The organism is Adlercreutzia sp. CNCM I-6215 (genome assembly GCF_977072315.1).
In genome coordinates this window covers 91,966-104,832 of record NZ_CDRVMA010000008.1, presented here as the reverse complement: position 1 = coordinate 104,832, position 12,867 = coordinate 91,966, and the positions used below count along the sequence as shown (strand labels likewise).

The window sequence follows — 12,867 nt, the reverse complement described above, 5'->3', positions numbered from 1 at the left end:
TATCTGTGGGAGCGAGGTTGAAATGAAGGGCATTATTCTAGCGGGAGGATCGGGAACGCGTCTGTACCCGCTAACGAAGGTCACGTCGAAGCAGCTGCTTCCCGTGTACGACAAACCGATGGTCTATTACCCGCTTTCCATACTCATGCTGGCGGGCATTCGCGATATCTTGCTTATCTCCACGCCGGCGGATTTGCCTAATTTCCAGGAATTGCTCAAGGACGGATCTTCGTTTGGCGTCAACATGTCCTACGCGGTTCAGCCCTCGCCAGACGGGCTGGCTCAAGCGCTCATTATCGGTGAGGAGTTTCTCGACGGAGAAGGCTGCGCTCTTATCCTGGGCGACAACATCTTCTACGGCGGAGGCCTTTCGGCGCTGCTGAAGCAGGCGGCTTCGCGCGAGTGCGGCGCAACCGTGTTCGGCTATTACGTCGACGATCCGGAGCGCTTCGGCGTGGTCGAGTTCGACGCTGAGGGCCGCGCTCTTTCCATTGAGGAGAAGCCCGAATATCCTAAGTCGAACTATGCGGTCACGGGCCTTTACTTCTACGATAGCCGCGCAGTGGAGTTCGCCAAGAACGTGATCCCGTCCGATCGCGGCGAACTGGAGATCACCGATGTGAATCGTATGTACCTGGAGGAGGGGAGCCTGGAGGTGAAGGTTCTCCATCGCGGCTCGGCATGGCTTGACACGGGTACTATTCCCAGCTTGTACAAGGCCTCCGAGTTCGTAAAGGCTGTGGAAGACAACCAAGGCCTTCAGATAGCCGCTTTGGAGGAGATCGCCTACAACAATGGATGGATCACCAAAGAGGTGCTACTTGATGCGGCCGAGCGCCATGCCAAGACGGCTTATGGGCAGCATTTGCTGCGGGTAGCGGAAAACCGCATTCTCTTTGGAAATATGGCCTCCTAGGAGGCAAAGCATTTGCAACCAATAAGAAGGGCTCGCCAGTTTAACACTGGCGAGCCCTTCTTATTGGTGTAGACGGGTGGCTTAGGCCTTCTTGCCCTTGGGGAAGACCTTGACGCCCTGATTGTTTCTCCAGCCGTAGAGGAAGGCGGTGGCGACGAGCATGGCCACGGCGATGAGGCAGCAGACGATACCGGCGGCAACGCCTGCTCCCTGTATGACAAACATGGGGAGGAACGTCACCAGGGCGATGTCTATGAACGATACGAAGATCCAGGCGAATCCAGAATCTTCCAGCGCCGTGGTACGGAACTCAGGATCGACGACGCGCAACAGCAGCACGGCGATGCTCATAACGCCCGTTGACCAGCCCCAGATGAAGATGCCGCGCTCGACCCAGTGATCGGAGAAGAGATGTCGGGAGATGTAGAAGAAATAAAAAGCCACCAGTACAAAGCCGAGGAGACACAGCACGAGGATGATCGCCCAGTACTGCAGAACCACGTTGATGTTGATGGTCGCCACACCGAAGGCAACCAGATAATCGGTGGCGCAGCTGCCGATGCGGGACACGACGCGCTGGTCAACATAGCGGTCGAGTTTGATGAGCTTGAGAAGGGCGAACAGCGCGACGCCAACGAGGAGGGCAATGCCGTAAACAGGAACCGACACCTGCGGGAATAGGATCTTGAGGCCCGTATTGATGAGGTAGGCTCCGCCCACGGCAACCATGACGAGTGCCACATGCCACGCAAGGGGATCGATGGACATGGGGTTCACGGTATTCTCTCCCATGGGGGTGCGATCCTTCTCGGGAACCAGGCCGACGCGAACCTCCTCGGGCATATCCTTTACCTTACGAATCTCGGTGGTCCAACCTTTGTTGGCGCAGTAGTTGATGGCGATGATGCCGCTGATGATGCCGCCGAGAAGGCCGAAGGTGGCGAAGGTCTGGCCCACCGTGGTAGCCTCGGCCCAGCCGCCCTCTTCGAACACTGATCCGATGGCGGCTGCCGTGCCGTGGCCGCCAACGAAGCCACCAGGCATGAGGATGGGGAACCATTCGGTTACACCCTGGAACACCGTGGCGATAAGGATGCCGCCGAGGATAAGCGCAATGCCGTACTGCAGGATTTCGGCGGCGCCGTTCAGCATGAAGGTGTCGCCTACTTGACGGAACATCTCTTTGAAGCTGCCCTGGCTGCGTCGGCCCAGGTAAAGAGTAGCGAACAGCACAGCGATGAGAATACCGGCGTAGCTGGAGGCCTGAGAGCTGAGAGGTACCCAATTCAGGCAGAAGGGTCCGAGAATAATGCCGATGAAGCCGGCGATCAGGGCTGAAGGGATAAAGAGGTTCTGCAGAAGCGGAACCCGAGTTCGGATGATTTTTCCGAGCACCAGCAGCGCCGACATGATGCACACGTCGAACGTCAAATCAAGAGCCGAGAATTCCATAGACCACCTTTCCTCGAATATGCGCACGCGGATAGATGGTCTCCGCGCAGTTCAGTGAGATGATTCTAGCACCTCACTGAACTGCGCTATGCTGGAAGGTAATAATTAGCCTCTCGGCGGTTGCTCGTTCCAAGGTTCGCGCAACAGCATCGGCTGGCCGTCGGGCGCCATGGCGTACACCGCCGGCGGGTACTCGATGAAGAACTGCGGCGTGAACGACATGGAGTAAGCGCCTGCATAGCGGATGACCACTGCATCTCCAACCCGAAGAGCCGGTTCGTCATGGGCTGTGAACAGGCGATCGCTGTCCATGCAAGTGTATCCGCAAATGATCTGGCGGGGCAACGTCTCTTGGGCGCCGGTCACCATTTCGTGGACGTAGGACGTCTTCTTCATCTCGTGGTCGATATTGATGCGCGACAACTCGGTGACCACGTAATGCTCGTCTACGATGTCCTTCACATCGATAACGCGGCCAACGTAGTAGCCTGGCGTGCACACCACCGCACCACCTGGTTCGACGAGGAGCTCAGTATGAGTTGGGTCGCAGGCGTCGCCGATGGCCTCTCGAATGGTGCGCACGTACTCATCATAGGCGCCGACATTGGCCGGGCCACCACCATAGAAGCCTCCACCGATGTCGAACCAGTCCAAATCGAGCTTGAACGAGCGGATGATCTCTGCGGCGAAGTCGGCCAGCGTCCGGTACACCTTTTGAGAGCGGCTCAATGTAGTCACATGCATGTGGAGTCCGCGCAGCTCGATGCCCGGAATGCTTCGCAGCTCCTCGATGGCCCGTGCGAGCTCCCCGCCTTCAAAAGAGAAGCCAAAGCGGCCGTGGCGGTCGTCGGAGAGCGTCTCCCCGGGACAGTGCTTTTCAAGCAGGATGTTGGCGCGCAGGCCGACGCGAGCGCTCTTTCCCGATTCAGCGTACTCGCGTACCCACTCGATCTCTCGCTTCGAGTCGAGGTTCACATAGGAGCCCGCGTCCAGGGCGTAAAACAGCCAATCGCGGCCCTTGATCGGTCCATTGAAAACGATTTTATCGGGAGCGAAGCCGCACTGGAGGGCCCGTGCGTACTCTTCATTGGAAACGACTTCGGCATAACAACCTTCATCGCGGGCCACTTCCAGGATCCATGGAAAGGGGTTGGTTTTCACGGAGTAGGCGACGTTCGCGTAGGGCGACCAGTGATCCGCCAAGGCCCGGCGAAAGTCACTGAAGTTCTGGCGCAGCTCGGCCTCGTCAAACACGAAGCAGGGAGTCTGGAGGGAAGCAACATCGAAAGGAAGAGGCATGTCTATCGCCCCTCATAGCGCTCGGTAAAGAAGTCGGCGAAGCGATCGGTCTCCATCTCGGCCTTATAATCTTCGAGCATCTTCACGGGCGTGTAAACCGGCTCATAGCCCAAGTTAGCCCGTGCCTTATCCACGTTCATGCAGTAGTTCACGCAGTCGTGCTTTTCGGGACGGTAGCTGATATCCGACACGGCGTCGGGCTCGCAGAACACGTCCACGATGTTGTGAACCTGATCTTCGAGAGAGGTCAGCACGCCTGTGCCGACGTTATAGGTGCCGCTGGCCTCCTTAGGAGCGAATAGGGCTTTCTCGATCATCTGGCAGAAATCCTTCACGTAGATGAGGTCCATGCCCTTGGTGGGATCGCCCCAGATCTCCAACGGCTCGCCAGCCCGCGCCTTGTCGATCATCAGGCGATAGGAGCTTACGGCGGGCTTTCCGTCGTGGTAGAGGGTCTTGCTGTCGTGCATGAAGCAGTAGATATTCGGTAGGCGGAAGGCGAAGAAGCCCATGCCGTAAGCGGCTCGGTAGTGCCAACAAAGCTCCTCAGCGGCGATCTTCGTGATGGCGTACACGGCATGATCGCCGGTCATGGCTGGCTTGCGGGGCATGTCGTCGGCCAGCTCGATCATCTCGCCGAAATAACCGGTATAGTCGGAGATGGTTTGGGTGTACAGCACCCGATCAGCTCCTGCGGTGCGCGCGTACTCGAGCACGTTTAGCGTGCCCATGACATTGGCATCTACGTAACGGCGTGGGTCGTAGCCTTCCATGTAGGCCGGCAGCGCTCCAGCGAAGTGGACGACGGCATAAACATCCTGCTGCGGGAGTGCGGCGAACGACTTCTCGTCGGTGATGTCGGCCTGCACATAGCGCACCAGCGGCGCATAGCGGTCGAAGAACGCTATGTCGGAGCGCCCGCTTGCGATGACTTCCCACTCATCGGCCGACAGAAGGCGAGACAGATGATCTACCAGGTACAAGCCGAGGGTGCCCCCAGCACCGAAGATGACGATTTTCTTTCTCACGAGGTTTCCTTTCGAATGGTTGCGTCCGGTCTGCTTCTAGCGGTTGTCGATGGTCTCTTTGAGAACGTATTGCGGTGCATTGTTGATCGTCATGAACATGCGTCCGAGGTATTCCCCGATAATGCCCAGGAACAAGATGATGAGTCCCGAGCAAGTGAGCATGGTGGCCATGAGCGAGGGCCAGCCTGCCTGCATGCCGGGGTCGGCGAGACGCATGATGAAAACAATGAGGGCGGACACCAGGCCTATAACGCCGAGTGCTGCGCCCACCACTGCGGCAACGCGAAGAGGCGCCATCGAGAAGTTCAGCACGGTGGACCAGAGACGAATGAGCGACTTAAGGCTGTACCCCGATGTCCCCTGGGCCCGCTCGTAATGCTCTACCTTCACGTTTTTGATGTTCGCCGTGGCTCGGAACAGCAGACCTTGAATGTAGACGTAGGGCCCCTGGTACCGCACCACCTCGTCGCGGATGTGGCGACGGAATACAGCGAAGTTGCTGGAGTAGATCTCTTTGGGGCGATCGGTGAGCACGCGCATCGACCAAATGGTGAACTTCGATCCGAGCTCGCGCCACCAGGCTTCCTTGTGCTCGTCCCAGCAGGCGAACACGATGTCGCTGCCGTCCTCCATGGCGTCCAGCAACTTAACACATTGAGAGGGGTGGGTTTGCATGTCGTCGTCCATCAGCAAGATGAGGTCGCCTTCGGTCTTTCTCAGACCTGCCATGATAGCGTTGTGCTGGCCTGAGTTCTTCGCGCAGTTGATGCCGACCACATGGTCGTCCGCGGCGCAGAGCTGCTCGATGGCCGCGAAAGTGCCGTCCGTCGAGCCGTCGTTTACAAGGATGAATTCGTATTCGTATCCCGCTTTGACGAGTTCAGCTCGCGTTTGATCGACGACAGTACCGATCATTTTCTCCGAGTAGTAACAGGGGATAACTACCGAAACAAGCATAAAGCTCCTCCGTAAGCTTACGACATACCTAACGAGTACACAATGATACCGCCCACTATGAGTAGTAGCGCGATGGCTTTGTCTCTACCCAGCTTTTCTTTGAAAATCGTCACACCGAAGAACGTGATGTACAGGTAGGCGGTGGCCTCCAATATAGCGCCCATGGAAAGCGGCACTACCTTGTAGGCGAGGATGGTCATGAGTGTTGCCCCGAAGAAAAGGGCGTAGGCGGTAATAACCCAGGGATTGAGATACTCTTTCAGCGGGGTCTCGTACTGTCGCATGGCAGCCTTCTTCAGAAGAACCTGAGATACTGACGAGATGAGCACGCCGAGCAGGTAGACGCCGACATAAAGTTCGAGCATCGCTATTCACCGCCTAAGGGCGGGAGATTCCCCGGCGCATCGGTCGTCCACTGGTCGCCATCGATCGGATCGCCTGGCTTCTCCTCCTTGCCATCCGCCCGCGCGTAGAGCACCACGCCGACGATGACCATGGCCGCCCCCAAAATGTTCAAGGCGGAAACAGACTCCCCGAAAATGAAGAATCCCCATACCATGCCCCAGATTACCGTGACTGCTTTATTCGCGAACGCCATGGAGAGCGACAGGCGCTTGAGTATTTGCTGCCACCCGATGGCGTAGATGAAAAGAATGACGAGCATGCCACCGTACAGGAGGATAAACATCGGGCTCAAGAAGGGCTCGCGGGCCGCGTTCTTGCTGAAGATACCGGAAAGCGAATATACCAGCAGAAGCAGGTGCAGGGCGATGAGCGTCTTCGCCCTGCCGTCGGTTTTCTTGTGCGGGCTCATTGCTAGTGGGCCATCGGAGCGGTTCTAAGCAGCAGCTCGTTTCCGTCCGGGTCGAGCACCGATGCCCGACCCATGATGGTTCGAGAGAGGGAGTCGACACTTTCCCGCGATGGTCCGGCCACGTAATAGCGCACGACGTAGGGTTTGGCGCCCCGCTCATGGGAGATCGTGTCGCCTGTACGGTAATAGGGACGATACTCAACAACGCCGGGGAGTGCTCCGAGTTCATCGATGGACGAAGTGTCGGCCACCTCTCCGTCATGGCCGTGGAAATAGAGGCCGGCGGCATGGTTGGCGAACAAGGGGGAGTGAGCCAGCACGCGCTCCTTGGCCGCGGGTTGGTCGTACACGCAGTCGATCAACAGCTCTTCGACTGAGAGGCCGCTGCCCAAGGTGACGAGCTCGTGCTCGTAGCCGAAGATGCGTCCGGCCGCCTCGCACACGGCTAACCCCTCGCCTTCCCGATAGAACGCCTGAACGCAGAGGGGGCCGTTCTCAAGACCGACGTAACCGGCGATTTTGGTGGCGATGGAAGCGGCTTCGTCTTGCAGCTCAGCCGTGAGAGGGCTCGGGTAGGCGCACCGGACGACTTGGGGGATCTCGCCATCTTCGAAAGCGATTTTCTCGCGATCGGCAATGCTTATGATGTGGGCTTGCCCGTCCACGATCCAGGTCATGATGTTGAATTCTCGTCCGTCGTTGTACTCCTCGGCCATCAGATAGTCGAACGTGGATTGGGCTGCGGTCGATTGGAAGCGCTCGCGAACGTCCTCGATGGCGTTCGCGACGAACACTCCGTGGGAGCCGTAGCCGTTGACAGGCTTAATGACGCAAGGGAACGCCATGTCGGCGAAGTCTTCCTCTAGCGTATCGAGGCGAATCTTCTTGTAGCGAGGCGACGCGATGCCGAGCTCTTGGAACATCTGCTTCATAAGCGGCTTCTCCCGCAAGAGCTTTTCCCCTTTGGGCTTGAGGTAGGAGGGGAGGCCGGCGGCATCGGCGATATCGATCATGCACTCGGCCAGAAGGTCGGAGAACGACGCGATGATCCCGTCTGCCTGTTCCTTCCTGCAGATTTCCGCAATGGCGTCAGTGTGGCGGACGTCTTCCAGATAGGCCTTGTCGGCGTGGGCTTTGGCGGGACCGTCCTCGTAGCCATCGCAAACGATGGTGTAGATGCCCCTTTTTTTGGCACATTCGACAAGGTCGACGAACTCGTCCATCGATCCGAGAATGACCAAGCGGTGGTTTTCTTCGCTCATGACAAAAGCTCCTTAGCTGCGAACTCGTGCTTCAATGTGGTTGTCTGCTGTCCAGGTCCTACTGGCCTTGGGCGCGATACTTGGCTTCGGTGGCCTCTTTGGCGCCCTGCCACCAGCTGGGATTGTCGGTGTACCACTGGATGGTGCGGGCCAGTCCTTCGTCGAAGTTTGTGTGCTTGGGCGACCAGCCCAGTTCGCGGCGCAATTTCGTAGAATCGATGGCGTAGCGGCGGTCGTGACCCGGTCGGTCCTTTACCCAATCGAAATCGTCGGCGTCCTTGCCCATGGCGGTGAGGATAGCGCGCAAGACATCTATGTTGCTCCGCTCCCCGTCGGCTCCGATGAGATAAGTTTCCCCGATACGCCCTTGGGTGAGGATGGCCCAGACAGCGGAGGAGTGGTCTTCGGTGTGAATCCAGTCGCGGACGTTCTTGCCGTCTCCGTAGAGCTTCGGGCGGATGCCGCACAGAATGTTGGTGATCTGCCGAGGAATGAACTTCTCGATATGCTGGTAGGGTCCGTAGTTGTTCGAGCAGTTGGATATGGTGGCTTCCACGCCATAGGTGCGATGCCAGGCGCGGACGAGCATGTCGGAGGACGCCTTGGTGGAGCTGTAGGGGCTCGATGGGCGATAGGGCGTTTCCTCCGTGAATCGATTCGGGTCGTCCAAGGCCAAATCGCCATAGACTTCGTCGGTCGAGATGTGGTGAAAGCGCACGCCGTGGTTCCGAGCCGCCTGGAGAAGCGTGAAGGTGCCCTCGACGTTAGTGCGAAGGAAGGGGGTGGGATCGGCGATGGAATTGTCGTTGTGGCTCTCGGCGGCGAAATGGACGCAGGCGTCGGCTTCCGCAAAGAGGCGATCGACTAAGCCCGCATCGCAGATGTCGCCATGCACGAAGGTCATACGCTCCGGATCGCAGCCTGCGAGGTTCTCGCGGTTGCCCGCATAGGTGAGGGCGTCGAGCACCGTGACATGAGCATCGGGCTGGTTGTCGAGCACCCAATGCACGAAATTGGAGCCGATGAACCCGGCTCCTCCGGTGACGACGATGTGGTTGAATGGACTTGCCATGATCGGGCTGCTCCTTCGTGCCGCAGTGATACTTTCCTATAGTGTAAAGGATATTCTGGCTCTACGTTGACTTTAGGGAAAACGGGCACACTCCTTTTCAGCAAAAGGCCCTTGGGACCGTGATTCTGTAGCCCCCGTGCGTTTTCGCCGATTTTTTACGGGAAGTTGTCAGAAGCATGTGCATATTGTGAATGGACTGATAGAATCTGACATCTCATTTTGGGAAATGAAGCAGAAAACGGACAACATCCCAGGAGGTTGCACCATGGTCAATCGCTCGGTCGCCAAACGCGCGAAGCACGCCAAGCCCGCTTTGCGCAAAGGATATTGGGCGAAGTCGAGTTCCTCCGTGCTCGCCGTGGCCCTTGCCGCCAGCCTCGTGCCCGCCGTTCCGGCTCTGGGCGATGAGTTCGACGCCGATGTCTCCGACATCGAGGCGACCGAGCCCCCTGCATTCGATGCGCCGATTCCCACCGAGCCCTCGTCGACCGCTCCGGACGCGCTCGCCGAGCTCGAGGCGGGCGATAGGGCGACGTCGGTCGACAGCAAGTCTGATGCCGGCAATAAGGGAGCTCTCCCCGAAAGCGGTGGCGCAGAAGGCGTTGGGGATCGAACGTTCGGCGAGGTCGATGATGCGGGGTTTCGGGAAGGTCTTGGGGCGGAGGCGCTTGCCGCCGCCGAGGTACAGGAAGAATCTTCTGGACAAGGGAGTTCAACGACATGGGTTCCCGAGGGGCCTGAGAACAGTTGGCGTTACGAGGACGGTGTAGCGCTAGGCTCCCTTGCCGCCCCAGGCGCTCGAACGGCAAGCAGCACGACGCCGACTTGGACCTCATCGAACGGGGCCACCACCTATACTCTGGGCGGGAAGCGGGTTACGGTTTCCGGTGCCAAGGCCGTTGGCATCGATGTGTCGGTTCACCAGGGGAGTATTGACTGGGCCAAGGTGAAGGCCGCTGGCATTACGTTCGCTATCATAAGATGTGGTTACGGAAGCGACATCGAGGAGCAGGACGACAAATGCTTTCTTCAAAACGTTGAAGGCGCTCGCAAAAATGGTATTCAGATCGGCATCTACCTCTATTCCTACGCGAAGAAAGCGACAGGTTCAGCTCCAAGCGCTCAGAGTGAAGCTGAGCATGTTCTAAGATTATTGGACTCAGATCATGCGAACCTGAAACCGAGTGATTTGGCGTTGCCCATCTACTACGATCTCGAAGATGATAGCCAGCTGAGCTTGACTGATGCTCAGCGCGGCCAGCTTGCAGAAACATTTTGCAACAAGATTCAAGCTGCGGGATACAAAGTGGGTATTTACGCGAACAAGACTTGGTGGGAGAAATACCTGACAAGCCCCGTTTTCAACAATCGCTCCTGGAGCCGATGGATTGCACAATATCCCGGGAGCGCAATCGGCGCTCCTGACGTGACGTTCTCTTCCGATCTTTGGCAATTCACGGAGTCTGGCCAAGTGAGTGGCGTGTCTGGCAACTGCGATGTGAACTTCTCGTTCACATCGTTCTCCTCGACGCCCCAAGAGGTGGTGCTCACCGGCACGCCCAACACCTGGGCGTGGATGAACGGCTACGCCTACTATTACGGTTCCGATGGCAAGGCTGTGAAGTGGAGCCAGAAGATCGATGGGAAGTGGTATTACTTCGACGGCCAGTGCCGCATGAAGACCGGCTGGGTCACCTGGAGCGCCGACGGCACGAAGAGCTACTTCCAGCCCGGAGAGGACGGCAAGGCTGCCGCGCTGACCGGTTGGCACGAAATCGACGGAGAATGGTACTACTTCAACCCTTCCAACGGTATCAGCTTGCGATGGAGTCAGAAAATTAACGGAAACTGGTTCTATTTTAATGGTGAGTCTCAGATGGTGACTGGTTGGGTTACCTGGAGCGCCGACGGCACGAAGAGCTACTTCGATCCCAGCTCCGGTCGAGCGTGGTTGGGATGGCAGACTATTGGAAATAAGAAATACTACTTCAATCCCGCTAACGGCATCTCAAAGCGTTGGAGTCAGAAGATCGATGGATCGTGGTACTATTTCAATGGCGATAGCGTCATGGAGACTGGTTGGATCACCTGGAAGGATGGCACTAAGAGCTTCTTCGATTGGGATGGTAAAGCACTGCTCGGGTGGCGTAGCTTCCAAGGAAGGAAGTGCTACTTTGATCCTAATACCGGTATCTCACGTCGCTACAGCCAGAAGATCGATGGCGCGTGGTACTACTTCTCCAGCGACAGCTTTATGTTCACAGGGCTGCTCACATGGCATGCCGACGGGCTGAAAAGTTACTATGGATCAGACGGCAAGCTCCGTGTCGGCTGGCAGAACGTAAACGGGAAGCGTTATTACTTTGAGCAGTCTTCAGGCAAGAGCGTTCGTTGGAGCCAGTGGATAGACGGCTCGTTGTACTACTTCAACACCGATTCCGAGATGGTGACAGGGTGGGTGACGTGGAAGGCCGATGGCTCGAAGAGCTACTTCGATGGAAATGGCCGCGCGCTTATGGAGTGGCAAACCATAGGCGGTAAGACCTACTACTTTAATCCTTCCAATGGCCAGTCGTTGCGGGGTATGCAGGTCATCGACGGGCAGTCCTACTACTTCAATGAGCGCTCTGAGTTAGTAGGCGCCAAATCGGAGACCAAGACCGAGGCTACGGGCGTCTCGTTGGCTACTTTGGCGGCCAAAGAACTTAGGGCGTGTCCTTCTGCCCTGAAATATACCCAAGCTGATATTGTCGCATCTATGACGCCGACGAGCTGTGGAGCAGGTACGAGTGGATATTACCAATTCGCCCAGTTGAATCATGGCTATTCCGGTATGGTGTCGGCGGCTCAGTTAGATGCCTACATCGCCTCAACTGCAAATGGGCGAACCGGCACACTTGCGGGCAACGGAGAGGCGTTTGTGAACGCTGCGCGCCGTTACGGGGTCAACGAGGTGTATCTTTTGGCTCATGCGATCTTGGAGAGTGGATGGGGAACGTCTACGTTGGCCAAGGGCTATGTCTATGACGGAAAGACGCTAGTAGATGGCAAGACATGGCCGAAGGGAACGTATTACAATTTTTACGGGATCGGCGCTTATGATTCCAGTCCGCTGTCGGGAGGTCGAGCTTTGGCCATCAAGAATGGGTGGGATACTCCTGAGAAGGCAATCCACGGGGCGGCTCGCTGGATCGCCACCAACTATCTCAATAATGCGTTTAGTCAGAATACTCTTTATAAAATGCGATGGAATTACGTGGAGTATGCGCGTTATGGCTCGGTGGGTCACCAGTATGCGACTGATCGTGATTGGGCGACTAAAATTGGATCGCTTATGAATGCAATTTATGCCTCTGCCAGCGTGGGCCAGGCCAAGACGGGGTTGACATTTCTGGTGCCAAGCTATCGTTAGTCGCTCGGCATTCGAATGATGTATTGGGGTATACTGATATTTTGTCTAATGGTTTTGCGTAGGAGGATGTACCAGCATGAAGAAACGGGAACGGGGCGCTTTGTCGTTTCGGGTGCGTAAAGTGACGAGTCTTTTTTTAGCCGGCTTGCTCTGCTTTTCGATGCCTGCAATGGCTTACGCCGCGGAAACGAATGGGGAGGAGCAGGCCGAGGCGCAGCCTTCTGAGGCTGTCATGGGGGACAAGCCGGTCGATGGCGATGCTCTCGCTATCGGTACCGAAGAGGCGGATGCTGCTGAATTCGGTGGTGCGGTGTCAGTCCGGCCAGAGATTCAGTCTGAAGACGCTGGTGCGGAGAACGCCGCCGGTGGCGCCGAAGATTCTGACGATGTCGTTCCGGACGAGCGAGAGAGGAGCCTTCTTGCGGAAGGCTCCTCTTTCCGCTATGAGTATGCCGACGGATCTTTCGCTGTCGATGCCTGGGTGATTGTGGATGGTGCTCGCTACTATTTCGGTGCCGATGGCTTGGCGGTAGCCGGTCGTCAGAAAATCGAGGGTATCTGGTACTTTTTCGACGATGAGTGCCGTATGCAGACAGGATGGGTGACCTGGAAGAACGGAACCAAGAGCTTCTTCGACTGGGACGGCCGCGCCCTC

General features: G+C 57.2%; 10 protein-coding genes and 1 pseudogene. 3 read left to right on the top strand and 8 right to left on the bottom strand.

Annotated features, from left to right (window positions below; all coding sequences use genetic code 11):
• The first annotated feature begins 22 nt into the window (after positions 1-22).
• Entirely contained in the window at positions 23-916 is an 894-nt protein-coding gene (gene rfbA, locus ACW4LP_RS07740; RefSeq protein ID WP_173113632.1) for a glucose-1-phosphate thymidylyltransferase RfbA, read from the top strand.
• Between the two features lie 81 nt (positions 917-997).
• Here rfbA and ACW4LP_RS07735 read toward each other — a convergent pair whose 3' ends face one another.
• From ACW4LP_RS07735 to rfbB, 8 genes are all read right to left on the bottom strand, one after another.
• Entirely contained in the window at positions 998-2,368 is a 1,371-nt protein-coding gene (locus tag ACW4LP_RS07735; protein WP_173113629.1) for a sodium/glutamate symporter, read from the bottom strand.
• A 105-nt stretch (positions 2,369-2,473) separates the two neighbouring features.
• Complete coding sequence (locus ACW4LP_RS07730; protein ID WP_173113626.1) at positions 2,474-3,667, bottom strand: type III PLP-dependent enzyme domain-containing protein; 1,194 nt, start codon at positions 3,665-3,667, stop codon at positions 2,474-2,476.
• Positions 3,668-3,669: 2 nt separating this feature from the next.
• Entirely contained in the window at positions 3,670-4,695 is a 1,026-nt protein-coding gene (locus ACW4LP_RS07725; RefSeq protein ID WP_302011962.1) for an NAD-dependent epimerase/dehydratase family protein, read from the bottom strand.
• A 36-nt stretch (positions 4,696-4,731) separates the two neighbouring features.
• On the bottom strand, positions 4,732-5,652 hold the full coding sequence (locus ACW4LP_RS07720; protein WP_173113620.1) for a glycosyltransferase family 2 protein: 921 nt from the start codon (positions 5,650-5,652) through the stop codon (positions 4,732-4,734).
• Positions 5,653-5,669: 17 nt separating this feature from the next.
• Positions 5,670-6,017, bottom strand: a complete 348-nt coding sequence (locus ACW4LP_RS07715) for a multidrug ABC transporter (RefSeq protein WP_114539817.1) — start codon at positions 6,015-6,017, stop codon at positions 5,670-5,672.
• Between the two features lie 2 nt (positions 6,018-6,019).
• The gene (locus tag ACW4LP_RS07710; protein ID WP_197745937.1) at positions 6,020-6,466 is read right to left on the bottom strand and encodes a triose-phosphate transporter family protein; all 447 of its coding nucleotides are present in this window, start codon (positions 6,464-6,466) and stop codon (positions 6,020-6,022) included.
• Between the two features lie 2 nt (positions 6,467-6,468).
• On the bottom strand, positions 6,469-7,728 hold the full coding sequence (locus ACW4LP_RS07705; RefSeq protein ID WP_173113617.1) for an ATP-grasp domain-containing protein: 1,260 nt from the start codon (positions 7,726-7,728) through the stop codon (positions 6,469-6,471).
• 58 nt (positions 7,729-7,786) lie between these two features.
• On the bottom strand, positions 7,787-8,800 hold the full coding sequence (gene rfbB, locus ACW4LP_RS07700; protein WP_114539815.1) for a dTDP-glucose 4,6-dehydratase: 1,014 nt from the start codon (positions 8,798-8,800) through the stop codon (positions 7,787-7,789).
• A gap of 265 nt (positions 8,801-9,065) precedes the next feature.
• Between rfbB and ACW4LP_RS07695 the strand changes: the two genes are divergently transcribed.
• Together ACW4LP_RS07695 and ACW4LP_RS07690 are read left to right on the top strand one after the other, a co-directional pair.
• Positions 9,066-12,212 carry a GH25 family lysozyme gene (locus ACW4LP_RS07695; protein ID WP_173113615.1) on the top strand — a complete coding sequence of 1,049 codons (3,147 nt, stop codon included), beginning with the start codon at positions 9,066-9,068 and terminating at the stop codon, positions 12,210-12,212.
• Between the two features lie 76 nt (positions 12,213-12,288).
• Positions 12,289-12,867, top strand: a pseudogene (locus tag ACW4LP_RS07690) (hypothetical protein); the annotation flags it as partial.